The following is a 26,868-nucleotide window of genomic DNA, read 5'->3' on the forward strand; positions in this document are numbered from 1 at the left end:
GGGGCCGCTTCCGCACAGTCGACGAGGCGGGCCCGGCCCTCGCTCAGCGCGATTCCGCGGCGTCCATCGCGGCCGCCGGAATCGGGAAGTTGAGATAGGACCGCGACGGTGTCGGTCCGCGCTGGCCCTGGTACTTCGAACCCGCCACGGCGCTGCCGTACGGATGCTCGGCGGGGCTGGTCAGCTTGAGCAGGCAGAGCTGGCCGATCTTCATGCCGGGCCACAGCGTGATCGGCAGATTGGCCACGTTGGACAGCTCCAGCGTGATGTGACCGCTGAAACCGGGGTCGATGAAACCCGCGGTCGAGTGGGTCAGCAGGCCCAGCCTGCCCAGACTCGACTTGCCCTCCAACCGTCCGGCCAGATCGTCCGGCAGCGTGCACACCTCGAGCGTGGAGCCGAGCACGAACTCCCCGGGATGCAGCACGAACGGCTCGCCTTCTTCCGGCTCGACCAGGCTGGTCAGTTCGTCCTGCCGCTGCGCTGGGTCGATGTGGGTGTAGCGGGTGTTGTTGAACACCCGGAACATCCGGTCCAGACGCACGTCGATACTCGACGGCTGAATCAGGTTCTCCAGCAGCGGCTCGACGCCGAGACGCCCAGCGGCGATCTCCGCACGGATGTCACGATCGGAAAGCAGCACGCCGACGAGCGTAGCGCCTGCTCGCCGCGGCACTGCAGCCTGTCGACAACGGCGCGAGGATGCGGACCTTCCCGGCAGTGCGAAGGGACCCCGGTTAACCTCCAGCGCCAGTAGTGGCACCGTGGAGGGGTGACCTCCCGTCGGATTCCCATCGCAATCGGGATACTCACTGCGTTGCTGATGGTGTGCACCGCCGCCCTCACCGCGGTCGCGCTCGGCGACGACGGCCATGGCGGAATCGATCGAACGATCACCGACTGGGCCATCGCCCACCGCACCGAATGGCTGACACCCATCGCGGTAACCGTCAGTGCGGTGAGCGGCACCGTCGCCATGACAGTGCTGGCCACCCTAACGTGCCTCGCTCTGTCCTGGCGGCGACGCTGGTCCTCGGCGGCGCTCGTCGCGGGTGCGGGCCTGGGGGCCTGCGTACTCGTCCGCGGCGGCAAGAACCTGGTCGGCCGTGCCCGCCCACCCCTCGAGGACCACCTCATCTCCGTGGAGAACCTGTCCTACCCGTCCGGCCACAGCGTCGGCTCATTCGTCGTGATCAGCGTCGTCACGGTAGTTGCCCTACCCAGCCTGCGCACCCCCGCCCTGCGTACCCTCGCCGCGGCCACCGCCGCGCTGTTCATCGTCGCGGTAGGCCTGTCCCGCGTCTACCTGGGCGTCCACTGGACCACCGACATCCTCGGCGGCTGGTGCATCAGCGCCCTCTGGCTCATCCTCTGCCTGACTGTCTACCGCTACTTCGAGCCTGTCCAGGAGGATTTCGCCGATATGGACGGAGAATCCGGAGAAGATTCGGAAGCCGACTCGTCCGTGCCTCGACCGGGCCGCCATGGAGCGAGGCCCGATAACGCCGCGACTGCTTCTGACCGCGGCCGGACGTAGCTCAGCCCAACAAGCTCTGCTTCCCGAGCAGGCGGCGTGAGTTCTGTTCACGTCATCGGCTGCACAGAAACCAGCCCCACCTGGCACACCGCGGGTTCAGCCCGTGCGGTGCCCTGGCGACGATGACCACCGGGGGCAATCTGTCCGCCGACATCTCTCTGGCGACCGAGCGCTCGCCGTGATCTTTCGCCTGGTTCCACCGAACCTGATTCAGGGTGGACGACGACATTCGCGAGAACCTGCGGCTGTTGCCCCGCGCCGAGCTACGGAGTGAGACAACGAAAGATGTAGAGCTTCGGGCAGTCGTGTGCGATCGAAATATACATGGGCAGAGGCATTATCGGTTCGCAATGGGCGAAATGATCTGTGTTCCAACGCGGCCCGGCAGCCCCCATGGATGGGAAGGAGCGTCCGAGGCTGATGCGGATAGCATTCGACTTGAGCGCCAAAGGGTTTCGCTCGGAAGGAGAATGATCATGAAGTCGGACGACAAAGCCGTGGTTTCCGCTGTGACCGATCTGCGGAGCACGCCGCTGGGCCAGCTCTCGTCGCAGAGCCTGCCCGACCTGCTGTCGAGCCTGGGCAACTCGTCGACCACCGGAATTTCGTTCAGTTCCGCACTCGTCTAATTCAGCGTCGACACCGGCTGACTCATGAACCATAGACCGCTTCCATTTCGTCAGTTTGTGATCAAGGTGCACAGCCGGTGCGATTTGGCGTGCAATCACTGTTATATGTATGAGCACGTCGACCAATCCTGGCGCGGCCGCCCGATGGGGCTTGCCCCGGAGACGGCCGCCCGGATTGCGTTTCGTATCGCCGAACATGCGGCGACGCATTCGCTGCCCGAAGTCGCGATCGTGCTACACGGCGGTGAGCCGTTGCTGCTCGGTGTGGACCGCACCAGGGATTTCCTGGCCGCGTTGGACACGGCCATTTCTCCGGTTTCCCGCCTCAATCTGCATATTCACACCAACGCGGTGCAGCTGAACGAGGAGTACCTCGACCTGTTCACCGAATACAACGTGCGAGTCGGTGTCTCGCTCGACGGCGATCGTGCCGCCAACGACAGGCATCGGCTGTATCGCAACGGGCGAAGCAGCTACGACCAGGTGATCGGGAGTCTGGATCTGCTGCGGAAGCCGCAGTACCGCGCGCTCTATTCGGGCCTGTTGTGCACCGTGGACATCGCCAACGACCCGATCGCCGTGTATCGAGGGCTGCTCGAGCACGAGCCTCCGCGCATGGATCTCCTTCTTCCGCATTCGAATTGGGAACATCAGCCGCCCGGACTGCGCATCCCGCGCGACCCGGACAACCCGACGAACGGCGACGGCGAGTATGCGAAATGGCTGATCGCGATGTTCGACGCCTGGAACGCCGACGGCCGACCGGTGCCGATCCGCACGTTCGAATCCATAGTGGCCGCGATGTACGGTCGGCCGAGCACCGCCGAAGCCATCGGGCTCGATCCGGTGGACCTGCTGGTGATCGAAACCGACGGCACCCTGGAGCAGGTCGACTCGCTCAAGACTGCCTACGACGGCGCGGCGGCTACCGGTTTGAACGTGTGGGACAACACCCTCGACGAGGCAGCCGTGCTTCCCGGTATCACCGTCCGCCGGGATGGCATCGACGGTGTCAGCGCTACCTGTCGATCGTGCCGTCTGGTGCAGGTGTGCGGCGGGGGCTTCTATCCGCACCGCTACCGGCCTGGCACCGGCTTCGACAATCCCTCCGTTTATTGCGCTGATCTCGAGGAGATGATCGATCACGTGGCAGCGACAGAAGCGGCAGCAGGCCGCGGTGGTGCACAGACCTCGGCACGAACGGCCGACGAAGCTGTGCACAGCTTGACCGAAGACCAATTCGCGCAACTGGCAGCCGGTTTCGGTGATGCAGCGACGGTAAATTGGCTGGCCCAGGCACAATCGTCGCTGCAGCGCGAGTTGCTCGCCGCGGTAGGTAGATTCGGCCCACAGAACGACCGGCGCTTCACGGCGGCGTGGGACGTGCTGGTATCACTGGACTCCACCGCTCCGGCCGCAGTGGCCAAAGTGTTGGCACATCCCTACATGCGGGTGTGGGCCGTCGGACTACTCGAAGGCGTGAGTCGCGGCGAGATCGCCGCCGAGGATGTCTACCACCTGGAGGCCATCGCCGCCAGTGCGGCGCTGCATGCGGGCAAGGATCTGCGATTGCCTGTCCCGGTGCGTGACGGGGTAGCGCCCTTGCCGACATTCGGCGCCCTGAAAGCCGGGGCGGACGATCGGGTGTGGATCAATACCGGCTCGATCGACGATCTGGACTTCGCACAGCCGATGCGTCACCTCACCGCCACCGGGCTGACTGTCCCGCTGGAAGACACCGACCCCTACCGAATAGGCCACACCTACCCAGCCGAGCGGTTGAGCGCTGCCGAGGCGCACCGATGGCAGCGCGCCTTCGCCGAAGGTATCGACTTCATCGACGCGCACCTGCCGGTGTACGCACCGGGCTTGCGCGCCGGATTGCGTGCGGTGATGCCGATGGAGCCGGAGGAAAAATATGATCGAAGCGCTTCTATGCGGCTGGCGTTCGGTGCTGTCGGTATCGGGTTGCGCCGTAGCTGTGTGTCGGCCGCCCTGCCGTTGATCCACGAATTCCAGCACGTGAAGATGGGTGCGGTACTCGACATGTTCGAACTGTTCGACCGCACCGACACCGCTCTCGTGCACTATGCGCCGTGGCGGCCGGATCCCCGTCCGCTCGAAGGGCTGTTGCAGGGCACCTATGCCCACATCGGCGTGACCGACTTCTGGCGGGTGCATCGCAAGCACGCGGAGGGTGCGCAGCGCGAGGAATCGGAGCAACAATTCGTGCGGTGGCGCATGATGACCGCCGAGGCGATTCGCCAGCTCCAGGCGTCTGGGTCATTGACCGCATTGGGAGAGCGCTTCGTGCAGGGCATGAGCGAGACGATGCAGCCATGGCTGGCCGAACCGGTCGACGCCGAGGCGCAAACTGCCGCGGTGCGCGCCGCCGCGGAACACCGCGCCGCGTTCGACGAACGCGTGAAGGAGAGCCATGACGGCCGTTGAATCGGCGCACAGTCTGTCGGCGGATCAATTCGCACAACTGGCATCGGGTTTCGGCGATGCCGCGGCAGTGAGTTGGCTGGTACAGGCTCAGTCGTCATTGCAGCGCGAGTTGTTGGCAGCGGTAGGCAGATTCGGACCGCGCAGCGATCCTCGGTTCGCCGCCGCGTGGGATGTTCTCGTGTCACTCGACGCATCCGCGCCGGATGCGGTGGCAGACGTGCTGGCACACCCGTACACGCGGGTGTGGGCGGTGCGGTTGCTTCAAGGTGCCGCCGACAGCGAGTTCGCGCCTGCGGACGTCCATCACCTGGAAGCGGTCGCGGCGAGCGCGGCGCTGCGGGCCGGCTGGGATATGCGGTTACCGGTGCCCGTTCATGACGGAGTGGCGCCGCTGCCGATGTTCGGGGCGCTGGAAGCCGGTGCAGTGGAACAGGTATGGATCGAGACCGGTGCGGTGGATGGGCTCCCCATGGCACAGCCGTTGCGCCGGATGACCTCCGCTGGACCGACTGTCACTCTGGAAGACACCGACCCCTATCGCGTGCTCCCCTACCTCGGCAGCGAGATTCACCCCACCGGGCGGCTGAGTGATGCCGAGGCGCGGCAGTGGCAAGCAGCCTTCGCTGGCGCTATCGACTACATCGAAACCCATCTGCCCGCATACGCTCCCGGTCTTCGCGCCGGTTTGCGCACCGTGTTGCCGCTGCAAGCGGACGGTCAGGCAGATCGAAGTGCCTCGGCCAGGCTGGCATTCGGCGCTGTCGGCATCGCGGCTCTGCGGCTGGACCCGATCGCCCTCGCCGAACTGCTGGTGCACGAATTTCAGCATGTGAAGCTGGGCGCGATGATGGACGCATTCGAACTGTACGACCGCTCGGATACCGAGCCGCGCTATCATCCGCCGTGTTTCACGCATCCGCGGCCTATCGAAGGCGTGCTGCACAGCACCTACGCCCACCTTGCCATCGCGGACTTCTGGCGAGTGCGGCAAACACTGGCGACCGGATCGGCACGCGAGTCTGCCGCGCATCGGCTCGCCGAGGTGCGCAGGTACACCGCAGCGGGTTTGCGCGAACTGCGCGAGTCCGGCTCACTGACCACACTGGGCGAGTCTCTGGTGCAGGCGATGAGCGAAACCGATCGGGCTTGTTGACGCGTCTTCTCTGAACGGGGGACAGCACCGTCTACCCTGCTCACCAAGGTTTTGTGGGGCGGGCGCCGTGGTCCGTCAGGCGTGCTCGGCGGCGTCACGCAATGAGCACCGGCAACCGCTTGCTCCCCCACCGTTCGACCGGTCCGTCGTAGACGCCGGGCAGTTGCGCTCCGCATTTGGCGCAGCGTCCGTCGTCGGTGAGTGCGTACTGGCGGATCACGTACCAGTCCCGTGTGACCACGGCCGTGCCGCAGCATGGGCAGGAGGTGGTACCGCCCTCGGTGTCGTGCACGTTGCCGGTGTAGACGAAGCGCAAGCCTTCGGCGCGGGCGATCCGGCGCGCTCGGGCGAGCGTCGCGGGTGGCGTGGGCGGGATGTCGCGCATCTTGTAGTCCGGGTGGAACGCGGTGAAATGGAGTGGCACGTCCTCGCCGAGTTCGTCGCGGATCCACGCGCACTCGGCGGCGATCTCGGCGTCGCTGTCGTTGTGCTCAGGGATGAGCAGCGTCGTGATCTCGAACCACACGTCGGTCTCGTGCCGCAGGTATCGCAGCGTGTCCAGCACGTCGTCCAGGTGCCCGACGCACACCCGGCGGTAGAAGTCCTCGGTGAACGCCTTCAGGTCGACGTTGGCCGCGTCGATGTGGGAGTAGAACTCGGCGCGCGGTGCGGGGCACATATAGCCTGCGGTCACCGCGATCGCCTTGATGCCGCGGTCGCGGCAGGCGTCGGCGATATCGGCCGCGTATTCGAAGAAGATGGTCGGATCGTTGTAGGTGAACGCGACACTACGGCAGCCGAGATTCTCTGCGGCGCTTGCCAATTCGCCGGGCTCGGCGCGGCCGGACAGGGTGTCGATCTCGCGCGACTTGGAGATGTCCCAGTTCTGGCAGAACTTGCAGGCCAGGTTGCAGCCGGCTGTCCCGAAAGACAGCACCGCCGAGCCGGGCAGGAAGTGGTTGAGCGGCTTCTTCTCGACCGGATCGACGCAGAACCCGCTGGAGCGGCCGTAGGTGGTGAGCACGATCTGGTCGTCGACGCGGCCACGAACGAAGCACAGCCCGCGCTGCCCCTCGCGCAACTTACAGGCGCGCGGGCACACATCGCACTGCAGCCTGCCGTCGTCGAGCCGGTGCCAGTGCCTGGTCGGGACGGTGTGAGGATCGTCGAGCGTTACGGTCATCTTCGGATTCCTCCGACGACAAGACTACGTCGTCCGAGCGACCGCTAGGTATGCAATGCGGCAATCGCCCACGCTCGCCGGTCTCTGTCGGCGCTCGCCCGAACCCTGGGCCCTCGTTTTGGGAGGATTTGGGAGGGAAGCGGCCCCGAACGCCACCGAACGGACTGAAAGCAAGATCGAATCCGAGCGGGGAGCTGTCCGCGCAGCCCGACCACACTGGAGCACATCGCCGCAGGTCAGGAGCATCTACCAGGACTTTTACCGCAGCACTTGCGACTCTGCTACAGTCTCCGATGTATCTCGGTACGCAGGCCGATGTAGTTCAATGGTAGAACTTCTGCTTCCCAAGCAGACAGCGCGGGTTCGATTCCCGTCATCGGCTCTCCCAGCCCCGCACCTCGTGGTGCGGGGCTTTTTCGTGCCTACGGAGATGTCCTTCAGGCCGGGACGAGGCGGTAGAGCGTGATCGTTTCCGCGACGCGCGCGGCGTGGAGGGGCGTGGTGGGGTTGTGAGCCCGAGGGTGGACGGGCCGGGTTTCGAGTTGGTCGGCGATCGCCAAACCCGCGGCGGTGATGCGGGCGAATAGGTCGTGGTGGGTTCGGATGCCGAAGAGTTCAGGCAGATCGGAGAGGATGAGCCAGCCCTCCCCGCCGGGGTGCAGGTGCGCGGAGAGGCCGGAGAGGAAGGCGTGGAGCATGGACGAGTTCTCGTCGTAGACGCCGCTTTCCAGCGCTGAGGTCGGCGTGGCCGGGATCCACGGTGGATTGCAGACGACGAGGTCGGCCTTGCCTTCCGGGAAGAGGGTCGGGCCTTGCACATCGACCGATGTGAGGCCAAGTCGATCGAGGTTGGCGCGGGCACAGACCAGGGCGCGAGAGCTCTTGTCGGTGGCTGTGATTCGCGTGCATTCGCGGCGGGCCAGGACTGCGGCCAGCACGCCGGTGCCCGTACCGAGGTCGAAGGCGCTGTCCGCCCGCGCGGGCAGTGGAGCGCGGGCGACGAGGTCCACGTACTCGCCCCGAACCGGGGAGAACACGCCATAGTGGGCATGAACCCGGTCGCCGAGGGCGGGCACGTACACACCTTTCTCCCGCCACTGCGCCGCGCCGAGCACGCCGAGCAACTCGGTGAGCGCCACTACCCTGCGACCGCGCGGCAGCCCGTACGCCTCCGTGCACGCGCGCCGTACGTCGGGGGCGCGGCGCAACCGCAGCGAGTGGTCGTCCTCCAGCAGGACGAGCAGCTTGCCGAGCACGCCCGCACGACGGCGACGCGCCGCGCGGTGCCGCCGGAATGCTTCGGCCGGATCATCACCGAGCGAAACCTCTCGATCAGCCCGCCGGCCCATCGCCCGCAACAGCTGCCTGGCGTTGTGAAAATCCCCGCGCCACAACAAGCCGGTTCCTGCCCGCGCCAGCCGACAGGCGGTATCTGCTGTCGTCCGATCATCCGCAGGCACGATCGATTCCGGTGGTGGCGCGGCAGTTTCGGAATGCCAGTGAGCGGTTCGGGATGTGTTGTCTTCGGTCCAGAAAACGGTGGACACCGCGTACTCCTCGTGATGGAACGTGCAAGGGCACGAGAAGCACTTCGACGACGGGTCGCGAGAAGGCCCGTCCGGCTACCGCACAGAAATAAGGGAAAAGCTTGTCTACGCCCGCGCCGAAGTGCGCGGAAAATCGCCGAGAACCATGCCGAGCGTCATAGCCAGGCCCCTTCCGAGGAGAGGAGCCCGAGTCTTGCACAGCGCAGAGCGCGGAACCAAACCGACCCGACCGGCGTCAGGCGCGAGGTGGCGGGCAGCCTTGCGGATGGCCGGTCGCCGCGTTCGGGTCAGCTCGCCCTCAGGCCGCCCCGTTGGCGGGTTCCGCGTGCAACCGGCGGAAGCGGCTGCCCTGGAAGACCAGGGGGTCGACGTCGGTGCGGGTGGCTATGCGATGGATGCGGAGGATGACGACGGCGTGATCGCCCGCGGGCACGCTGGCTTCCTGGACGCCCTCGATCCAGGCGGAGGCGCCGTCGATGAATACGGCGTCGCCGGAGCCGCGGTGCAGGTGGATGTCGCGGAAGCGGTCACCGTCGCGGGTGCCGAGTGAGCGGGCGGCGGCCTGCTGATCGGTGCCGAGCAGGCTCAGTCCGAGATGGCTCGCCGCGGCGAGCTTGGGCCAAGTCGCCGAGGAGTTCTGTACGCAGAACGAGACCAGCGGCGGGTCGAGCGAGACGGGGACGAACGTGCTGACCGCCAGCCCGTGGGGAGTGCCGTCGATGTCCGCGCATACCGCGACGACACCGCTGGGGAAGTTGGCGAACGCGCGGCGCAGACTGGCTCCGTCGGCGGGGAATTCGAACAGGTCATACATGGTTCGCAGCCTTCGAGCTGTGGATCAGTGCCTGGGCGACCGAACGCCACCGACCACTGTACCGGTCGATGACGCCGTCCTCGGCGGTGTCGATAGTGGATCTCGCCTCGGTGGTCGTCATCACCTCACGATCGCGCACCTCCGTCAGGCGCTCACGGGTTGCGCGCAGCGGGATCGAAATACGGTTGTCCGCATGTCCGCCCAACGCTGCTCGGTTTCGGCTGCCGAGCAATCAAGTTCCCGGTCCTCGATCCAGCGAATGAGCACCCGCCGATAGACCGTGCGGCCGGATTCCGGCTGCTGCCCACAGCCGCTCTGCTGGCCGATCGAGGTCGGAGGTGTCGGTGCCTACCGATACAGTCGCGGCGTGGCTGGATCGCGGTACACGTTCACGGCAGAGGTGTGGGAGCACCAAGGGGATGCCGCATGGTTTTTCGTGTCGGTGCCCGAAGACGTGGCCGACGAGATCGAGGAGCGGTACGCGCATCGGGCGGGTGGGTTCGGCGGTGCGGGTGCATGTGGTCGTCGGCAACAGTCGATGGTCGACGTCATTGTTCCCGGACAAGTCCCGGGCGACCTACGTGCTGCCGGTGAAGAAGGCGGTGCGGGTCGCGGAAGGGCTCGAGGCGGGCTCGGCCGCGCGGGTGGAACTCACCGTCGCGCTGTAAACCGGTGCGGCCGCGCGACGTAGACGGCGCGCACTACCGGCCCGCTACGCGAAGCGTCGATTGCCACCTGGCGCTGGTCTGCCGCGATAAAGCAGCCGGTCGACGCCGTCAGCGCCCGCAACCGGGCCGCCGGCTCAGCGCGGCTGCGCCGCCGACATGCACTCGCTGGCGATGCGACTGCTGGCCGAGCGCGCCTTGTCCGCGTCTTCCTTGGTCATTCCCAGCGTCTCCTGGTTGGGAGCCTTCACGTCGTACTCGTCGCTGACCATGACCCGCAGCCCGGCCTGCGAAATACCCTGCTCGATGAACACCTTCGCGGCGCAGTCGGCCAGTTGCTTGTTCTTGAGGCCTTTGTCCTGCAGCGATTGGGCGAGTTCGGCCTGCGTCACCGTGGGCGCCGCCGTGTCCTTGTCGCTGCCGCATGCCGCGAGCACCGGCAGCGCGATCAGCGCCGCGGCGATCATGCAGATCCGCACCTGACTCCTCTTCCTCGACTGGCCACCGTCAGTGGCGTGGCAACCATAATGCCCCGTGGCGCGCCGCGGTAGTCGTACTCGCCCACCAGCGTTGGATACCTTGCCGGACAAAGGCTTACGGGAACGGTACTCACAGATCCATCGCCGCTCGCAACGCGGTGTCGAGCCGCTCCAGGGTGTCGGTGTCCACCACGTCGACCCGCTCGGCCAGCCATCCGCGGAAAATGCGCCCGATATTGCCCGCGTGCACCCAGCCGTGGTCCTGCACCGGAACCGCGAGGATGTCCCGCGGATCCTCCTCGATCACCTCGGCGGCGATCAGCCACGGACGCGGCGATTCATTGATGCCATCACTACTGATCAGCACGACCGTTCGGCGACGCGGCGAACCATGCGGGTTGTAGATCCACAGTTCACCCCGACGCACGCATCGCCTCCTCGGCGGCCGCCAGCTCAGCGGCGTCAGCCGCGGCCTCGGCGGTCACATCCGACACCGGACCGACGCCGGTACGCACGGCTTCCCGTCGCGCGGCCTTCGATATCCACGCCGAGGGCGACATACCCGCGCGGGCTGCCGCCTGCTCGGCGTAGGACCAAGCGGCTTCGTCCAGCGAAAGGGTCACCTTACGGGTTGCCATACCAATTATCGTACCGGCCGCGTGGGGACCGGCGCCAGACTCGTTTTCCCAGCAGGCGCGGCATCCAGCGGAGTCACGGTACGGGGCAGGGCTCGGCCGAAGCGAACTGATGGCTACTGACTGCTGTTAGGGTTGGCGCACGGGCGCGGACGAGCGGAGATGACGAGCATGACGACATTGCACCATCACCGAGTGGGCGCCGGGGAACCGCTCGTGCTGGTGCACGGGGTCGGAAGCCGGTGGCAAATATGGGAACCGATCGTCGGCACCCTCGCCGCGTCGTACGACGTGATCGCCGTGGACCTGCCGGGCTTCGGTGGATCGGGCCCGATCGCGCACAACACGGTCGACAATCTCACCGACGCGCTCAGCGAATTCCTCGCGGTACAAGGAATCGAACAGCCACATTTGGCGGGTAATTCGATGGGCGGTCTGATCACGCTGAATCTGGGGGCACGCGGTTTGGCCCGCTCGGTCACCGCGTTTTCGCCGATCGGTTTCTGGGACACCGCGGGTCGCGTGTGGTGCCAGCAGTCGCTGGGCAAGTCGCGGGCGCTCGCGCGGCTGGTCCGGCCCACATTGCCGTACGTCCTCGGAAACGCCGCGGGGCGGACCGTCTTTCTCTCGCTGATCTTCGGCAAGCCCTGGGCGCTGGACGCCCAGGTCGCGCTGGAGACGGCCATCGGCGCGGTCGAGGCGACCGGATTCGACGAGGCGCTCGCCTCCTTCGCCGACGCGCGACTGCACGAAATCGGCTCGCTCACCGACATTCCAGTGACAATCGCCTGGGGCAGCCGCGACATCCTGCTCACCTATGCCACCCAGAGCCGCAGGGCGCGTCGCGCGTTGCCGACCGCCGAGCACGTCACGTTGCACGGCAGCGGGCACAGCCCATTCCCCGACGACCCCGCGGCCTGCGCGCAGGTCCTGCTCGAGACGATCGCGCGGGCGCAGTAACGTTCGGCTCAGCGGCCCTGCCACTGGGGCTCACGCTTCTGCGCGAACGCCAGCGCACCCTCGGCGGCGTCCTTGGAGAACAGTGCGGGCAACGCGATCTCGCCCTGCTTCGCGAACGCCTCCGCGACCGGCCAATCCGGTGACTCGTCGATGATCCGCTTGCTCGCCGCCACCGCGAGCGGTGCGGCCGCGGCGATCTCGGCCGCCAGCTCCAGCGCGGCGGACAGCGCTGCGCCGGGCTCGGTGACCCGGTTGACCAAGCCGAGCTGGTAGAGCCGCTCGGCGCCGACCCGTCCGCCGGTGAGCGCCAATTCAGCGGCCATGCTGCGCGGCAGCCGCTGGGTCAGCCGCAGCACGCCACCGCCCGCGGCGACCAGACCGCGCTTGACCTCCGGGATGCCGAACTGCGCGTCCCGCGCGGCGACGATGAGATCGCCCGACAAAGCCAGCTCGAAGCCACCGGCCAGCGCGAAGCCCTCGACCGCCGAGATCATCGGCTTCGCCGGAGGCTTCGCCGTGATGCCGAGCGGACCGCGGTGCTGGGTGATCGGCATCTCGCCCTTCGAGGCGGCGACGAGATCCATTCCGGCGCTGAAGGTTCCACCCGCACCGGTGAGTACGAGCACGCGGGCGGCGGCGTCGGCTTCGAACTCGTCGACGGCGGCCTCGATGGCTTGCGCGGTGGCCAGGTTGATCGCGTTGCGCGCCTCGGGACGGTTCACCGTCAGCACGGTGATCGCATCGCGCCGTTCGACACCTACCAGGTCGGTCATCGGGCGCTCCTCTCGGTGATCAAGGTGAACGTATCCGCGGCGAGGTCAGCGTCCGGAGGGAGCAAATGGCCTGCCGCGGTGGTGCCGGTATCCGACGCCCGGACCAGTATGCGGGGTCCCGCGAGCGTCAGCGCGCGCACCACAACGGCTTCCAGCGAAACTGACTCATGAGTAAGATACGAGAATGGGCACCAACATCGCGCTGCGGTTCGACAACGACCGCGCCTACGTCACGCTCGACCGGCCGGACAAGCACAACGGCCTGACCATCGACATGATTAGCGGACTGATTGCCAGTGCGAAAACCGTGGCTCGCCGCCCGGGAGTGCGCGCGGTAATCCTTTCCGGCAACGGACCCAGCTTCAGCAGCGGCATGGACATCGCGGCGGCCTCCAGCGATCCACTGGCAATCCTACGGAACTTCCTGCCCCTGCCCGGGCGCGGCACGAACGCCTTCCAAGAAGCGTGCTGGGCGTGGCGCCGCCTGCCCGTCCCGGTGATCGCGGCGATACACGGGCGCTGCTACGGCGGCGGACTCCAGCTCGCACTCGCCGCCGATGTCCGTTTCGCCACCCCGGACGCGGAGTTCTCCGTGATGGAAGCCAAGCACGGCCTCGTCCCCGATATGACCGGCGCCGCGACGCTATCCCGGCTGGTCGGCATCGACAAGGCACTCCTGCTGACGATGACCGCGGACACCGTGGACGCCGCCTACGCGGCGAAGATCGGCTTGGTCACCGAGGTGGCGGCCGACCCGGTCGCCGAGGCGGAGAAACTGGCCGACCAGATCGCGGCCCGGCCGCAGCACGCCGTCGCGGCCGCCAAGCGGCTGTTCGAGAGGACCTGGCATACCTCGCCGCGGCGCACCTTCGCCGTAGAGCGCGCCACCCAACTTCCGCTGATCGTTCGGAAAGCAGTCAGCAATCTAACAGCAAGGTAGCTGAAAGCTAACCAGTCTGAGACAGAAGCCCCGAATCCGCCGGTTCCGCTGCTACCATTTGCACGATTTGCCAGCCAGTCGAACTAGCGGTGCGAGGCACACTGCGAAGGAGTCTGTGTATCGCGGGACGTCTGTTTCGCACCGCTCCCGGCAAGAAACCGGAGGGCTCACAGACCTTGATCAAGTCCGCATCCTTGCTGCTCTCAGTGCTGGCGGGTGTATCGGCCTTGCTCTGCCCAGCGGCTACCCCCGCCATCGCCAACCCGAACGCCATCAACCCGATTCCCGTGCTCAACGGCACGACCGGACTGCCCAATCTGGCCGGCCGCGCCAGGGCGGTCTTTCAAGTGACGGGTATGGCCAGCCCGAACAACACCCAGAACTACAACGTGCTCGGTACCGACCTGGGCATCATGTGGGACAACGGGCACGGCGAAATGCTCACCGCGTTCGGCGACACCGCCGGTTTCGGTTTCCCGAATCTGCTCGCGGGCAGCATGTGGGCCTGGCGCAGCAATATCCTCCTCCGCAGCCATACCACGAATCCGGCCGAGGGCATCTATTTCGACAGCGTGGTCCGCGACGTATTCGGCCAGGCGCGTGATCTCATCCCGAGCCCGAAGATTCCGTTCCTGGAGATCAGCCGCATTCCCACCGCGGGCATCTCGGTCGGCGGCGTGCAATACATGAGCTTGATGTCGGTGCGGAGCTGGGACGACATCGGACGGTGGAGCACCAACTTCTCCGGGCTGGCCGTCTCCGGCGACAACGGCGAGACCTGGGCGGAATTGCCGGAAACCCGGCGTCCGAACGAGGGCGGAAACGCCAACTTCCAGATGAACGCGTTCCTCGCAGACGGCGGATACATCTACGAATACGGCACCCGGTCCGGACGCAACCACACCGCCCATGTGGCTCGGGTCCGGGCGCAGGACATCGCCGATCTCAGCGAATACGAATACTGGGACGGCAACAGTTGGCGCAAGAACGACGTGAACGCCGCGGCACCCATCATGTGGGGTGTCAGTGAGCTGTCGGTGATGTACAACTCCTATCTCGGACAGTTCATTTCGCTCACCACCGACGCGTTCAATTCCGTGGTGATGCGCCGCGCGTCGTCTCCGGCCGGCCCGTGGAGCGAACCCGAAGTGCTGATCGACACGCGCGAATTGCCCACCGCATACGCGCCATCGATCTTTCCGTACCAGACGGGACGCGATCTCTACTTCCTGACAACCGTGCACAGCCAATACAACGTCGTGCTGATGCGTACGACGCTGTAGCTCGCGGCGTACCGATCCAACGCGGCTTGACCTCAACAAAGGTTCACGTATGAGGCTGGACCGCGTTGGATCGTTCACGTTTCGGGAGGTTTCATGGTCACCACCACCGCCGACATGCGCACCTGGCTGCGCGACAACGCCGTCGCGATCGACAGCACCGACCCCGGCTCTCCCGGCCGGGACCTCGACGCCCTGATCGCGCGGCTCGGCACCGCGACGGTGGTCGGGCTCGGCGAGTCGACGCGGTTCTCCCGGCAAACCTTCGGAATCCGCGAGCGGATATTCCGCGCCCTGGTCGAGCGGCATGGCTTCCGCGCGTTGGCGATTCAGGACAGCGCGCGTTCCGGCGAACGCTGGGACGGGTTCGTCACCGCCGGAGAGGGCGAGCCGGAAACGGTGCTCGCCGGTGCGTGGCGGCCGTGGCGGACCGAGGAATCGGTGGCGGCGCTGCGCTGGATTCGCGGGTACAACCTGGCCCATCCGGACGACCCGGTGCGGATCTTCGGCGTCGAACCTCCGCACGCCGAGCCGAGCGACTACGACGCGGTGCTGGCCTACGTGCGCGACACGGCTCCCGAGCACTGGGCCGCGATCGAGGCGCACCTCGCGCCGATCCGCACCGCACATCAGGTCGACGAACACGTTCAGCGGCACCAAGACATCCACCCCGGCCGCCCGTTCGCCGAACACGCCGAGGAGGCCGTCGCCCTGCTCGAAACATTGCCGGACACACCGGAACGCGCCACCGCGCTCGTCCATGCCCGCCTGATCCTCGATTTCCACCGGCAGAGCGTCGCGGGCCAGGGCTTCGCCCGCGATGAGCGACCGTCCGCCGAGACGGTGCTGAATCACCAGCGCGCCACCGGCGCCAAGATCGTCTATTGGGACGGGCTCGCCCACACCACGAATATCCCGATTGTCTTCGGAACGGCCGAATTCCGTGGCGCGGGAAGTCATTTGCGCGACCACTTCGGCGATGCGTACGTGTCGGTCGGCATCGGCTTCCACCACGGCGACCTCGGCATGGCCGTGGCGCCCGATCCGCGCCCCGACCTGGTCGACGCCGCGCTCGGCGACGTCGAACTGCCCGCGTACTACGTGGACCTGCACGCCGAGGCACCGGAATCGGTCCGCGACCGGCTGGCCGGTCCCGCGAAGGTGCGCACCATCAGCGGCGTCTACGACCCCGCCGCGGACGCCGAGGCGCACATCCAGCTGGCATCCCTCGCCGCCGCGTTCGACGTCCTGATCCACGTGCGCGAGACCACGCCGGTGCACTGGCTCGATGTGTGATCTGCCGCGCCACTGGCAACCTTGCGAAGTCCCGATGGCGGATCAATAGACTCACGATATGGATGCGGCCGATTGGGACGAGCGCTACGCGCAAACGGAATTGGTCTGGGGCGCACCGCCGAACAACACCGTGGTGGAACATGTCTACGGATTGGAGCGGCGGACGCCGCTGCAACCCGCCACGCCCGACGGCGAGCCACCGGAGTTCCCCCGCGCACTCGATCTGGCGTGCGGTGAGGGCCGCAACGCCCTCTGGTTGGCCACGCACGGCTGGCAGGTACACGCGGTCGACTACTCCCAGGTGGGCATCGACAAGGGGCGCACCGTGGCGTCACGGCTGTCCCGATCGGTCCGCGGTCGCATCACCTGGCAGTGCGCCGACGTGACCGACCTGGACGCGGCGGGTATCACCGGCCCGTTCGAGCTGGTGCTGATGGTTTTCCTGCACCTGCCCACCGAGCAGCGCCGCGCGGTGGTTCGCAAGGCGGCCGGCCTGCTCGCTCCCGAAGGCACCCTGCTCGTCCTCGGCCACGACACCACCAACCTCACCAACGGCTGCGGCGGGCCACAGGACCCCGCCATCCTCTTCACCCCGGACGACATCGTCGCCGACCTCGACCCCGTGATCGCCGCCAACCGCATCCGCGTCCGCATCGCCGACCGCGTCTACCGCCCGACCGAAACCCGCGAAGCCATCGATGCCCTGGTCATCGCCACCCGTCCGGCCGAGTACGTGCCGACCGAGTGAGACACCCGAACAGGAAGGACGCACACCGCATCTGCCCGATGAGTACCCGGACCGTGTGCCGCGATCATGGTCCGGACGGGCCCGGCTGAGCCCGCCCACCTGCGGCGCCGAGAGCCCGGTTCAGGACCAGCGCTCCAACCACGGGGTGACGGTCTCGGCGATCAGATCGAATCCGGCGCGGAAAGCGTGCGGTTGGCCAGGAATGATCCGCACTTCGGCAGCATCGGCGGGATCGGGAATGCCGAACGGGTCGTTGGCACCATTGACGACCACGACCTCGATGTCTCCGGGGGCGAGTAGCTCGTCCCGGCGGGAATTCTCCGGCTTGCCCGGCGGGTGCAGCGGGAACGAGAGCGCGAGGACGCCGCGAGCGCGGGCCGCGACGGCGGTGCGGCAGGCGACCCGCGCCCCATTGCTGCGCCCACCCTGGATCAGTGGAATGCGCTTGCGGCCGCGTAGCCGAGCGACGATCTCCAGCCACGCCTCGTCCTGCTTGACCGTAGAACCAGGCGCCCGACGCCCGGCGACCCGATAGGGCTGCACCACCCGCGCCACGGCGCCACCCAGCCGCAGCGCCGAATCACGCACGGCGAGGAGGTCTTTCGTGTCCACTCCACCGCCCGCACCATGCGTGAGCAGCAGCAGGAACGCGGGCCTGCGGGGCTGCTCGAGCTTGACCTCGGCCGGTCCGGCACTAGTCTCGATGCGCATTGTGCTTATTTTTGCACCCGGTGCGCTGCGCGTTCGCTACACCTGGCGGCTTCCGTGCACGACGCGCCGACGGCGCGCCCATCAAACGCTGTAAAACGCGTCACATTGCCTGCTCAGCTCTTTGCGTCCTCATTACCGATCGGTAATATGGCGCATAAGTTACCCGCGAGTAGCATGCGGAAAACCGGCATGACTACCCGGTGGAGCGAACAACGGGCGGGAACGGCACCAACCGACCGCACCAAACTCAACGGAGAGTGAGTACTGACAATGGGTCACTACAAGAGCAACGTCCGCGACCTGGAGTTCAACCTCTTCGAGGTCCTGGGCCTCGGTTCCATCCTGGACAGCGGCGCCTACGGCGACCTCGATGCGGACACCGTCAAGGAGATGCTCAACGAAGTACGTCGCCTTGCCGAGGGCCCGCTCGGTGAGTCGTTCGCCGACGCGGACCGCAACCCGCCGGTCTTCGATCCCGCGACCCACACGGTCACGCTGCCCGAATCCTTCAAGAAGAGCTACCGGAAGCTGCAGGACGGCGGCTGGGACAAGCTGGGCATCGCCGAGGAGCTCGGTGGCCTGCCCGTTCCCCGCGCGGCCTACTGGGCCATCGCGGAACTGCTCTTGGGCGCGCAGCCGGCCGCCTTCATGTACGCCGCCGGTCCCGGCTTCGCGAACATCTTCTACAACAACGCCACCGAAGAGCAGAAGGGCTGGGCGAAGATCGCCGCCGAGCAGGGCTGGGGCGCCACCATGGTGCTCACCGAGCCCGACGCCGGTTCCGACGTGGGCGCCGGCCGCACCAAGGCGATCAAGCAGGAAGACGGCTCCTGGCACATCGAGGGCGTGAAGCGGTTCATCACCTCCGCCGACTCCGACGACCTGTTCCCGAACATCATGCACCTGGTGCTGGCCCGTCCCGAGGGCGCAGGACCGGGCACCAAGGGCCTGTCGCTGTTCTTCGTGCCGAAGTTCCACTTCGACCACCAGACCGGCGAGCTCGGTGAGCGCAACGGCGCCTTCGTCACCAACGTCGAGCACAAGATGGGCCTGAAGGTCTCGGCCACCTGTGAGGTCACCTTCGGCGGCCACGGCATCCCGGCCAAGGGCTGGCTGGTCGGCGAGGTGCACAACGGCATCGCGCAGATGTTCGATGTCATCGAGCACGCTCGCATGATGGTGGGCACCAAGGCCATCGCGACCCTGTCGACCGGTTACCTGAACGCGCGGGACTACGCCAAGGAGCGCGTGCAGGGCGCCGACCTGACCAAGATGACCGACAAGGCCGCGCCTCGCGTGACCATCACCCATCACCCGGACGTCCGTCGTTCGCTGGCCACCCAGAAGGCGTACGCCGAGGGCCTGCGCGCGGTCTACCTGTACACCGCCGCGCACCAGAATGCCGATGTGGCCCAGCATGTTTCCGGTGCGGACGCCGACCTGGCCGCCCGCGTCAACGACCTGCTGCTGCCGATCGTGAAGGGCGTCGGTTCGGAGCGGGCCTACCAGTACCTGACCGAGTCGCTGCAGACCCTGGGTGGTTCCGGCTTCCTGCAGGACTACCCGATCGAGCAGTACATCCGCGACGCGAAGATCGACTCGCTGTACGAGGGCACCACCGCCATCCAGGCGCAGGACTTCTTCTTCCGCAAGATCGCCCGCGACCGCGGCGTCGCGCTGGCCCACGTGGCCGGCCAGGTGCAGAAGTTCATCGACGCCGAAGCGGGCAACGGCCGCCTCAAGGCCGAGCGCAAGCTGCTGGCCACCGCGCTGGAGGACGTGCAGGCCATGGCCGCCACGCTCACCGGCCACCTGATGGGCGCCCAGGAGCAGCCGAGCGAGCTGTACAAGGTCGGCCTGGGTTCGGTGCGCTTCCTGCTCTCGGTGGGTGACATGCTCATCGGCTGGCAGCTGCTGCGTCAGGCCGAGATCGCCATCGCGGCGCTCGACAACGGCGCGACCGGCGCCGACCAGGCGTTCTACAACGGCAAGATCGCCGTCGCGCAGTTCTTCGCGCGCAACATCCTGCCGGAGCTGACCGCCACCCGCGCCGTGCTGTCCAACCTGGACAACGACATCATGGAGCTGGACGAAGCGGCCTTCTGACACATCTTCATAACACGCACACGACAAAACGGCCCGGAGATCATCTCCGGGCCGTTTTGTCGTCTACGGTTGTCGATTCGTGACGTCTGATCAGCGCTCGACGCCGATGCGCTCCGGTAGATTGCGTGCTCCCGGGAGGCGGCAGGAGCCTCCCGACTCCCACGTTTCGGCGCGGAAGGTGACGGCAAAGGTGCCCGAGGGGATGCGCAACGCGACTGGCATTGGCGCTTACTTGCGCGAACGGCGACTCGCCGCCGGATTGACGCCCGCGCACCTGGCCCAACACGCCGGGCTCGCCGAGCCGGTGCTGGACCAAGTCGAAACGGGTGCGGTCATGCCGGGTTACGCACTGCTCGAGCGGCTTTTCGACGCGCTCGAAGTACCGGCCTGGTACCGCAGGCACATCGTCGTGCTGACTTTGCCGAACTTCTTCGAGGCCGCCTACGGACCTGGGCCGGGGGTGCCGACTCCCGACGATCTGGACGACCTGCACAGCCTTCCCGATCCCGCCTGCTATCAACGAATGCCGACGCAGGATCTGGTGGCGGCGAACTCCGCCTACGAGCGGACTTTTCCGGGAGCCGCCGCCCGATCGAACATGCTGGAGTGGATGTTTCTGGACTCGGCCGCCAAACGGGTGATCGTCGAGTGGGCCGTGGAAGCGCACCTGCTGGTCGACGCGTTTCGCATCCTGTCCCCGCTCGCGCCGCGCGAGCGCGTCGAGGAGATCGCCGAGCGCTGCCGCCGCTCCCCCGACTGGGATCGCATGTGGACCAGCGAGGTTCGCTTCGCGGACATCCCGCGCGGCAGGCTGCTGATGCGCGACCTCGCCACCCGCCGGGTACGCACGATGAGCATGCGCGTCTACAGCCCCGAACTCCCCGAACGGCCTTGGTGGCTTTACCGGCTGGTGACAAGCGGTCGAACGCGCGGCGCGTATGCGCCGATGTAAGCGACATCGAGGCGGCGAACAGGCAGAATGAGCGAGCAGACTGCGTCCCAGAAGAAGGGAATTGCCGGATGACTCGATCGCTGTCCGCACTCGCCGGTGCCGGTGCGCTCGCCGCGGTCCTCGCCCTCGCCGCCGCCGCGCCGGTCGGGGCCGACCCCAACAACGTCATACCGATCCCGGCCCTCAACGGCATCCACGGACTGCCGAACCTGCCCGGCCCGACCAAGGCCGTCTTCCAGGTGACCGGCATGGACAGCCCGAACCGCACGCAGAATTTCAACGTGCTCGGCACCGATCTTGGCATCATGTGGGACGACGGCAACGGACGCATGATCACCGCTTTCGGCGACAGCGCCGGGCTCGGCTTCCCCAATCTGCTGGCGGGCAGCATCTGGGCCTGGACCAGTAACGTGCTCTTCCGCAGCTCGACACATGACCCGGCCAACGGCATCATCTTCGAGGACGTGGTGCCGAATCCCTTGCCCAGCCCCAAGATCCCCGGCATCGAAATCAGTTTGATCCCCACGGCGGGCATCTCGGTGGGCGGTGTGCAGTACATGAGCCTGATGTCGGTCCGGGAATGGGGCGACCACGGCAAATGGCACACCAATTTCGCCACGCTGGCCGCCTCGCACGACGGCGGTACCACCTGGACGCCGCTCACCCACACCCGCCGCGCCAATGTCGACGGCCACGAGAACTTCCAGCAGAATGCCTTCCTGAAGGCGGGCGGCTACATCTACCGCTACGGCACCCCGTCCGGCCGCAACAATCCCGGATTCGTCTCCCGCGCGAAAGAATCCGATATCGCCAACATCGACGCCTATGAATACTGGGACGGCAAGGCGTGGAAGCCCGGCGACGCCAAGACCGCGGCGCCCATCGTGGGCGGCGTGGCCGAATTGTCGGTGATGTGGAACGACTACCTCGGTCAGTTCGTCATGCTCACCACCGATCCGTTCAACAGCGTCGTCATGCGCACCGCGGCCGCCCCCGAAGGACCGTGGAGCGAACCCAGGGTCCTCATCGAGGCCCGCGCCCTGCCCACCGCGTACGCACCGATGATCTTCCCGTACCAAACCGGCCGTGACCTCTACTTCCTGGTCACCCAGCACACCCAATACAACGTTGTGCTGATGCGGACACCGCTGTGACGGTGCCCGATACGGCGAGGTGAGATCCTTACCCCGCACACGCGATAATCCGCCCTGCCTCATCGCGAGGCGGGGCGGATCTATTTCGGCGACACGCTAGGAGAACGGAGGGACTCTCACTCACACTTGACGATCGGAATCGGGTCGTATTTCACCGTGCGGGTGGTGCGGGAGACTTCGCGTCCGGTTTTGCGGTCGGTGATGACGCGGGTGTCGGAGATGGTGAAGCCGGGGGCGCCTTCGGAGGCGATGCAGTCCTTGCCCTTGGGCAAGGTGATGGTCTTGGGGTCGGTCGGTTTGGTCTTCTCGCCGGTGATGGATTCGACGTCCACCGTCTTGGTGCCCCACAGACGGACGGTCACCTCGGAGTCGGTGACGAAAGCCTCGATGTAGACGCCGGTTTGGCTGTTGTTGCGGAATTTGAGGTCGATCGCGCCGTCGAAGACGGTGGCCTCGCGGGCGGCCGGGTAGCGGGAGATGTAGTAGCTGTGCTCGGTATGGCCCGCGTCTTCCATACCGGCGAAGTACGCGGCGTTGTAGAGCGTGGTGGCGAACTGACTGATGCCGCCGCCGACGGCGGTGCTGGGACGGCCGTGGTCGATGATGCCGGACTCGACATATCCTTCCGCGGTACCGCGCGGGCCGGTGAATTCATTCAGCGAGAACGTTTCTCCTGGCTTCACGATCGCGCCGTTGACCTTCCTGGCCACGGTGCGGATATTGACGCCGGAGGGGCCGCTGAAGCCGCTGGTGGTGAACGAACCCACCGTCTCGGCGATGCCGAGACCTTGCGCCGCCTCGGTGGTCACTTTCGGTTCGATTCGCTCATAGACCGCCTGGCCGGTCCGCTCGCCTTGGGCGACCAGCAGCGCGTTGAACTGTTCGAAGGTCTTCGGCCAGTTGATCTTGTCGCCGACGACTGCGGGAACGACCGCCGGTCTACCGCCGGATACAGCGAAGGTAGCGTCCTTCGGCTCGACTTCCGTTGGCGCGAGCTGCGGGGCGAGCAGGCCGATCGCGGCGTCCTGGTTCACCGACACGGCCAGGCCACCCTGTCCGTCCGGCGCGAAGGTGAGCACGGACGCGATCTGTTCCGGGTCGAGCCTGGCGGCGGCGCCCTTGCCCGCGAACGTGATCGGCGCCTGCACCGCAGGCTGCGCGATCTCGCGCAGCACCTGATCCACCGCCTCGGGGCGCACGCTCAGCGGCGCGGGCACGACCGGAAGATCCAGTGGCCCACTGGTCATCCAGTTGTCGACCAGTTCGGCACGTGCGGGCCCGAGGTCGAGCACCCGCCCCGGAACCGGCGGCACCGCAACCGGTTTGGCGTTGTCGAAGGTGATGGTGCCCTCGACCGTGGGGCGGTCGTGCACCCGCAGTTCGGACAATTGGCGGTCCAATGCCGGTTCGTCGACCGCGCTGACGATCGCGACGTCGCGGGTGGTGAAGAAGGAGGCGAGCCGGGTGAACGGGCTGAGCGGCTGGGAGCCGATCCGCGACCAGGTGGCGTCCCAGTTCACGGCGAGTCCGGCGGAACTCGGCACGATACTCGTCTGCACGTCGCCGATGCGCAGCGGCAGTTCCCGGCTCGCTCTGGGCTCGAGTTCCGCGCGCAGGCGGGCATCGGCCGCGGACTTGTCCATGCCGCCGATGTCGACGCCCTCGACGACGGTGCCGCGAGGCACCTCGCCCGAGGACAGCGCCCAGTCCGCGGCGTATCCGAGACCCGCGAGAGCGAGCACCGCGCCGACCGCGATACCCACCCGGCGCAGCACGGCGGCATCCTGGCGGTTCGGCGGCGGGCTGGAAATCGGACGGCGCCCGGATGCCCGACGCGGCGGCGGAGGCGACGGCCGCCGCAGGCCGGTGTGCATGGGCTGGGTGGGCATTGCATCGCCACGCCACCCGGCTGATTGATCTGATTCCTGGGGTCGATCCGCCCCGAGGAGCTGGCGCCATCCGACGTCGCCACCCGCTCTAGGGCCGCGGTCTCCGGTGCTCGGCTGGCTCGTCACGAACCGTCCTCCACGTTCGATTGAATTGTGGACCCGCACGACACGAGTCCCCACCAACGATAGTGGCCCTTGCCGACCGGGGTCGGCACAGCACGGATCAGCAGCAAATCCCGCGCAAAAGAGCCGGGTACAGCACGCAAAGAGGCCCGCACAGTTGCCGGGTCGGGGGTCTGGCAACTGCGCGGAGCCGCCCTGTTTATCGGCGTATCGCATGGGGCGTTACACGCGCCGGACAGACCGTGATCGATGCAACGCGGGACAATCGAGAAGGACCGCCCCGGAGCGGCTCGCGCTGGACGCCGCAGGACTTCGCACACGAGGGAGATGGATGGCATGCAGCTGGGAATGATCGGCCTCGGCCGAATGGGCGCCAACATCGTGCGTCGGATCGTCGCCGACGGGCATACCGCCGTCGGGTACGAGCCTCGCGCGAAGCACATCGAGGAACTGCGCGCCGAGCTCGAGGACAGCTTCCAGGGCAGCACCGACCTCGCCGAGTTCGTGCGGCTGCTGGAGACGCCGCGCGTGGTCTGGGTGATGATCCCGGCCGGCGCCACGAGCGCGGTGATCGACCAGGTGGCCGAACTGCTCGAACCCGGCGACATCGTCATCGACGGCGGCAACAGCCGCTACCACGAGGACATCGAGCGCGCCGAGCGGCTGCGGCCCAAGGGCATCCACTACCTGGACATCGGCACCTCGGGCGGGGTATTCGGCCGCACGCGCGGCTACTGCCTGATGATCGGCGGCGAGGCAGAGCAGGTGAAGTACCTGGACCCGCTGCTGAAATCCATCGCCCCGGGCTTGGAGGCGGCCGAGCGGACGCCGGGGCGTACCGGCGAGCCGTCCACGGCCGAGCTCGGCTATCTGCACTGTGGACCGGCCGGCGCGGGCCACTTCGTGAAGATGGTGCACAACGGCATCGAGTACGGTGCGATGGCCGCCTATGCCGAAGGCTTGAACATCCTGCACAAGGCCAACTACGGCGCCGAGCACGCGGGCGAGTTCTCCGCGGAGGAGACGCCGCTGGAGCATCCCGAGTACTACCGGTACGACATCGACGTGCCCGAGGTCACCGAGGTGTGGCGGCGGGGTTCGGTGGTCGCCTCCTGGCTGCTCGACCTCACCGCGGCGGCACTGCACGCCGACCCGGACCTGGAGACCTACAGCGGCCGGGTGTCCGATTCCGGCGAAGGGCGCTGGACGATCGATGCCGCCATCGATATCGGCGTGCCCGTGCCGGTGCTGTCGTCCGCGTTGTTCGCGCGGTTCTCTTCCCGGGGTGAGGCCCTCTACGCGGACAAGATGCTCTCGGCGATGCGGAAGGCATTCGGCGGTCACCACGAGCTACCAGGTAATTAGGCGAGCACAATGCGGCCCCCGATCGGAAACTCCGATCGGGGGCCCCATACGTTGTGCGCGGAGTACTTCCGGCGCTCGGCGCGATCAGCGCTCCAGGATGGCGACGACGCCCTGGCCGCCCGCCGCGCAGATGGAGATCAGGGCGCGGCCGGAGCCCTTTTCGGCGAGGAGCTTCGCCGTGGAGGCGACGATGCGGCCGCCGGTGGCGGCGAAGGGGTGGCCCGCGGCCAGCGACGAGCCGTTGACGTTGAGCTTGCTCCGATCGATCGAGCCGAGCGCGCCGTCCAGGCCGAGACGCTCCTTGCAGTAGGCGTCGGACTCCCACGCGGCCAGGGTGGCCAGCACCACCGAGGCGAACGCCTCGTGGATCTCGTAGTAGTCGAAGTCCTGCAGGGTCAGGCCGTTGCGGGCGAGCAGGCGCGGCACCGCGTAGGTCGGCGCCATCAGCAGGCCGTCGGGGCCGTGGATGTAGTCGACCGCGGCGACCTCGCTGTCGACCAGGTGGGCCAGCACCGGCAGCTTGCGCTCGGCGGCCCACTCCTCGCTGGACAGCAGCACGGCGGAGGCGCCGTCGGTCAGCGGGGTGGAGTTGCCCGCGGTCATGGTCGCGTCGCCCGCCTTCACCCCGAAGACCGGCTTCAGCGTGGCCAGCTTCTCGATCGAGGAGTTCGGCCGCAGGTTGTCGTCGCGGGTCAGGCCGAGGAACGGCGTGATCAGATCGTCGAAGAAACCGCGGTCGTAGGCGGCCGCCATGTTCTTGTGCGACAGGTAGGCCAGCTCGTCCTGCGCCTCGCGCGCGATGCCGAATTCCTTGGCGGTGATGGCGGCGTGCTCACCCATGGACAACCCGGTGCGCGGCTCGGCGTTGCGCGGGATCTCGATGCCGAGCATGCTCGGGCGCAGCTGGCCGACCAGCTTGAGACGGTCCTTGTTGGTCTTGGCGCGGTTGGCGTCGAGCATCCACTCGCGCAGGCCTTCGCTCACGCCGATCGGGGCGTCGGACGTGGTGTCGGTGCCGCCACCGACGCCCGCCTCGATGCGACCGGCGGCGATCGCGTCACCGACGGTGACGATCGCCTGGAGGCCGGTGCCACACGCCAGCTGCAGATCATGCGCGGGGGTGTAGGGGCTCAGCGTGCTGCCGAGCACGCTCTCCCGGATCAGGCCGTGCTCGCCGACCCGCTTCAGCACGGCGCCGCCGGCGACCATGCCGAGCCGTTCGCCCTGCAGGCCGAAACGGCTGACCAGCCCGTCCAGCGCGGCGGTGAACATGTCCTGGTTGGAGGCGTGCGCGTACGCCTTGTCCGAGCGAGCGAACGGAATCCGGTTGCCGCCCACGATCGCGACCGGGCGGGTCGTCTTACCGGTCTTGGCGGTGCTCTTCGCCGAATTGGCTTTGCTGGTCACTCGAGTCTCCAAGGTCTCGTGGATGGATGTCCCCGGCGGCCCGGTTCGGCGTGGCTGACTCCACGCGGATC

General features: G+C 67.1%; 25 protein-coding genes, 1 tRNA gene and 1 pseudogene. 16 read left to right on the top strand and 11 right to left on the bottom strand.

What is annotated here, in order from left to right; genetic code table 11:
- Positions 1–43: 43 nt before the first annotated feature.
- Positions 44–643, bottom strand: coding sequence for a dCTP deaminase (dcd, locus tag ACWPXK_RS31565; RefSeq protein ID WP_454199819.1), 600 nt, complete (start codon positions 641–643; stop codon positions 44–46).
- Between the two features lie 129 nt (positions 644–772).
- Between dcd and ACWPXK_RS31570 the strand changes: the two genes are divergently transcribed.
- The 4 genes from ACWPXK_RS31570 to ACWPXK_RS31585 all read left to right on the top strand — a co-directional run bounded on the left by ACWPXK_RS31570 (position 773) and on the right by ACWPXK_RS31585 (position 5,770).
- The gene (locus ACWPXK_RS31570) at positions 773–1,537 is read left to right on the top strand and encodes a phosphatase PAP2 family protein (protein ID WP_454199820.1); all 765 of its coding nucleotides are present in this window, start codon (positions 773–775) and stop codon (positions 1,535–1,537) included.
- Between the two features lie 476 nt (positions 1,538–2,013).
- A complete protein-coding gene (locus tag ACWPXK_RS31575) occupies positions 2,014–2,166 on the top strand; it encodes a hypothetical protein (RefSeq protein WP_454199821.1) in 153 nt (50 codons plus the stop codon).
- Positions 2,167–2,190: 24 nt separating this feature from the next.
- The gene (locus ACWPXK_RS31580) at positions 2,191–4,617 is read left to right on the top strand and encodes an FxsB family cyclophane-forming radical SAM/SPASM peptide maturase (RefSeq protein WP_454199822.1); all 2,427 of its coding nucleotides are present in this window, start codon (positions 2,191–2,193) and stop codon (positions 4,615–4,617) included.
- Positions 4,604–5,770 carry an HEXXH motif domain-containing protein gene (locus tag ACWPXK_RS31585; RefSeq protein WP_454199823.1) on the top strand — a complete coding sequence of 389 codons (1,167 nt, stop codon included), beginning with the start codon at positions 4,604–4,606 and terminating at the stop codon, positions 5,768–5,770. Before ACWPXK_RS31580 ends, ACWPXK_RS31585 begins: the two co-directional genes overlap by 14 nt.
- Positions 5,771–5,864: 94 nt before the next feature.
- Here the strand turns inward: ACWPXK_RS31585 and amrS are convergent, their stop codons facing one another.
- Complete coding sequence (gene amrS, locus ACWPXK_RS31590; RefSeq protein WP_454199824.1) at positions 5,865–6,953, bottom strand: AmmeMemoRadiSam system radical SAM enzyme; 1,089 nt, start codon at positions 6,951–6,953, stop codon at positions 5,865–5,867.
- 311 nt (positions 6,954–7,264) lie between these two features.
- Here amrS and ACWPXK_RS31595 point away from each other — a divergent pair.
- A tRNA-Gly gene (locus ACWPXK_RS31595) sits at positions 7,265–7,335 on the top strand.
- Positions 7,336–7,390: 55 nt separating this feature from the next.
- On the opposite strand, the gene ACWPXK_RS31600 is transcribed toward ACWPXK_RS31595, so the two are convergent.
- On the bottom strand, positions 7,391–8,500 hold the full coding sequence (locus tag ACWPXK_RS31600) for a methyltransferase (protein WP_454199825.1): 1,110 nt from the start codon (positions 8,498–8,500) through the stop codon (positions 7,391–7,393).
- A gap of 298 nt (positions 8,501–8,798) precedes the next feature.
- Entirely contained in the window at positions 8,799–9,314 is a 516-nt protein-coding gene (locus ACWPXK_RS31605) for a flavin reductase family protein (protein ID WP_454199826.1), read from the bottom strand.
- 400 nt (positions 9,315–9,714) lie between these two features.
- Here ACWPXK_RS31605 and ACWPXK_RS31610 point away from each other — a divergent pair.
- Both ACWPXK_RS31610 and ACWPXK_RS31615 read left to right on the top strand, forming a co-directional pair.
- Positions 9,715–9,768 (top strand): annotated as a pseudogene (locus tag ACWPXK_RS31610) (DUF1905 domain-containing protein); the annotation flags it as partial.
- Positions 9,769–9,820: 52 nt separating this feature from the next.
- Positions 9,821–9,982 (top strand): DUF1905 domain-containing protein, encoded by a 162-nt coding sequence (locus ACWPXK_RS31615; RefSeq protein WP_454199827.1) that lies wholly within the window; start codon positions 9,821–9,823, stop codon positions 9,980–9,982.
- 134 nt (positions 9,983–10,116) lie between these two features.
- Here ACWPXK_RS31615 and ACWPXK_RS31620 read toward each other — a convergent pair whose 3' ends face one another.
- From ACWPXK_RS31620 to ACWPXK_RS31630, 3 genes are all read right to left on the bottom strand, one after another.
- Positions 10,117–10,446, bottom strand: a complete 330-nt coding sequence (locus ACWPXK_RS31620) for a hypothetical protein (protein ID WP_454199828.1) — start codon at positions 10,444–10,446, stop codon at positions 10,117–10,119.
- A gap of 142 nt (positions 10,447–10,588) precedes the next feature.
- Positions 10,589–10,885 (bottom strand): hypothetical protein, encoded by a 297-nt coding sequence (locus tag ACWPXK_RS31625; RefSeq protein WP_454199829.1) that lies wholly within the window; start codon positions 10,883–10,885, stop codon positions 10,589–10,591.
- Positions 10,872–11,096 carry a hypothetical protein gene (locus tag ACWPXK_RS31630; protein WP_063016531.1) on the bottom strand — a complete coding sequence of 75 codons (225 nt, stop codon included), beginning with the start codon at positions 11,094–11,096 and terminating at the stop codon, positions 10,872–10,874. Before ACWPXK_RS31630 ends, ACWPXK_RS31625 begins: the two co-directional genes overlap by 14 nt.
- Before the next feature lie 168 nt (positions 11,097–11,264).
- Between ACWPXK_RS31630 and ACWPXK_RS31635 the strand changes: the two genes are divergently transcribed.
- Positions 11,265–12,053 (top strand): alpha/beta fold hydrolase, encoded by a 789-nt coding sequence (locus tag ACWPXK_RS31635; protein WP_454199830.1) that lies wholly within the window; start codon positions 11,265–11,267, stop codon positions 12,051–12,053.
- A gap of 8 nt (positions 12,054–12,061) precedes the next feature.
- On the opposite strand, the gene ACWPXK_RS31640 is transcribed toward ACWPXK_RS31635, so the two are convergent.
- The gene (locus ACWPXK_RS31640) at positions 12,062–12,826 is read right to left on the bottom strand and encodes a crotonase/enoyl-CoA hydratase family protein (protein ID WP_454199831.1); all 765 of its coding nucleotides are present in this window, start codon (positions 12,824–12,826) and stop codon (positions 12,062–12,064) included.
- Positions 12,827–13,022: 196 nt separating this feature from the next.
- On the opposite strand from ACWPXK_RS31640, the gene ACWPXK_RS31645 reads away from it, so the two are divergent.
- The 4 genes from ACWPXK_RS31645 (at position 13,023) to ACWPXK_RS31660 (ending at position 17,090) form a co-directional block, all read left to right on the top strand.
- Positions 13,023–13,766, top strand: a complete 744-nt coding sequence (locus ACWPXK_RS31645; protein WP_454199917.1) for a crotonase/enoyl-CoA hydratase family protein — start codon at positions 13,023–13,025, stop codon at positions 13,764–13,766.
- 176 nt (positions 13,767–13,942) lie between these two features.
- Positions 13,943–15,049 (top strand): DUF4185 domain-containing protein, encoded by a 1,107-nt coding sequence (locus tag ACWPXK_RS31650; protein WP_454199832.1) that lies wholly within the window; start codon positions 13,943–13,945, stop codon positions 15,047–15,049.
- 93 nt (positions 15,050–15,142) lie between these two features.
- Positions 15,143–16,342 carry an erythromycin esterase family protein gene (locus ACWPXK_RS31655; RefSeq protein WP_454199833.1) on the top strand — a complete coding sequence of 400 codons (1,200 nt, stop codon included), beginning with the start codon at positions 15,143–15,145 and terminating at the stop codon, positions 16,340–16,342.
- Between the two features lie 58 nt (positions 16,343–16,400).
- Positions 16,401–17,090: a class I SAM-dependent methyltransferase gene (locus ACWPXK_RS31660; RefSeq protein ID WP_454199834.1), complete on the top strand. Its 690-nt coding sequence runs from the start codon at positions 16,401–16,403 to the stop codon at positions 17,088–17,090.
- Between the two features lie 120 nt (positions 17,091–17,210).
- Here the strand turns inward: ACWPXK_RS31660 and ACWPXK_RS31665 are convergent, their stop codons facing one another.
- A complete protein-coding gene (locus tag ACWPXK_RS31665; protein ID WP_454199835.1) occupies positions 17,211–17,801 on the bottom strand; it encodes an alpha/beta hydrolase family protein in 591 nt (196 codons plus the stop codon).
- 270 nt (positions 17,802–18,071) lie between these two features.
- Between ACWPXK_RS31665 and ACWPXK_RS31670 the strand changes: the two genes are divergently transcribed.
- The 3 genes from ACWPXK_RS31670 to ACWPXK_RS31680 all read left to right on the top strand — a co-directional run bounded on the left by ACWPXK_RS31670 (position 18,072) and on the right by ACWPXK_RS31680 (position 22,013).
- Complete coding sequence (locus tag ACWPXK_RS31670) at positions 18,072–19,907, top strand: acyl-CoA dehydrogenase (protein WP_454199836.1); 1,836 nt, start codon at positions 18,072–18,074, stop codon at positions 19,905–19,907.
- Positions 19,908–20,109: 202 nt separating this feature from the next.
- On the top strand, positions 20,110–20,859 hold the full coding sequence (locus ACWPXK_RS31675) for a helix-turn-helix domain-containing protein (protein ID WP_454199837.1): 750 nt from the start codon (positions 20,110–20,112) through the stop codon (positions 20,857–20,859).
- Positions 20,860–20,927: 68 nt separating this feature from the next.
- On the top strand, positions 20,928–22,013 hold the full coding sequence (locus tag ACWPXK_RS31680; protein ID WP_454199838.1) for a DUF4185 domain-containing protein: 1,086 nt from the start codon (positions 20,928–20,930) through the stop codon (positions 22,011–22,013).
- A gap of 116 nt (positions 22,014–22,129) precedes the next feature.
- On the opposite strand, the gene ACWPXK_RS31685 is transcribed toward ACWPXK_RS31680, so the two are convergent.
- Complete coding sequence (locus ACWPXK_RS31685) at positions 22,130–23,902, bottom strand: VanW family protein (RefSeq protein ID WP_454199839.1); 1,773 nt, start codon at positions 23,900–23,902, stop codon at positions 22,130–22,132.
- Between the two features lie 459 nt (positions 23,903–24,361).
- On the opposite strand from ACWPXK_RS31685, the gene gnd reads away from it, so the two are divergent.
- On the top strand, positions 24,362–25,390 hold the full coding sequence (gene gnd, locus ACWPXK_RS31690; protein ID WP_454199840.1) for a phosphogluconate dehydrogenase (NAD(+)-dependent, decarboxylating): 1,029 nt from the start codon (positions 24,362–24,364) through the stop codon (positions 25,388–25,390).
- Between the two features lie 84 nt (positions 25,391–25,474).
- Here the strand turns inward: gnd and ACWPXK_RS31695 are convergent, their stop codons facing one another.
- The gene (locus ACWPXK_RS31695) at positions 25,475–26,797 is read right to left on the bottom strand and encodes an acetyl-CoA C-acetyltransferase (protein ID WP_454199841.1); all 1,323 of its coding nucleotides are present in this window, start codon (positions 26,795–26,797) and stop codon (positions 25,475–25,477) included.
- Between the last annotated feature and the right edge of the window lie 71 nt (positions 26,798–26,868).

The sequence above is a fragment of the Nocardia sp. Marseille-Q1738 genome (assembly GCF_965283145.1).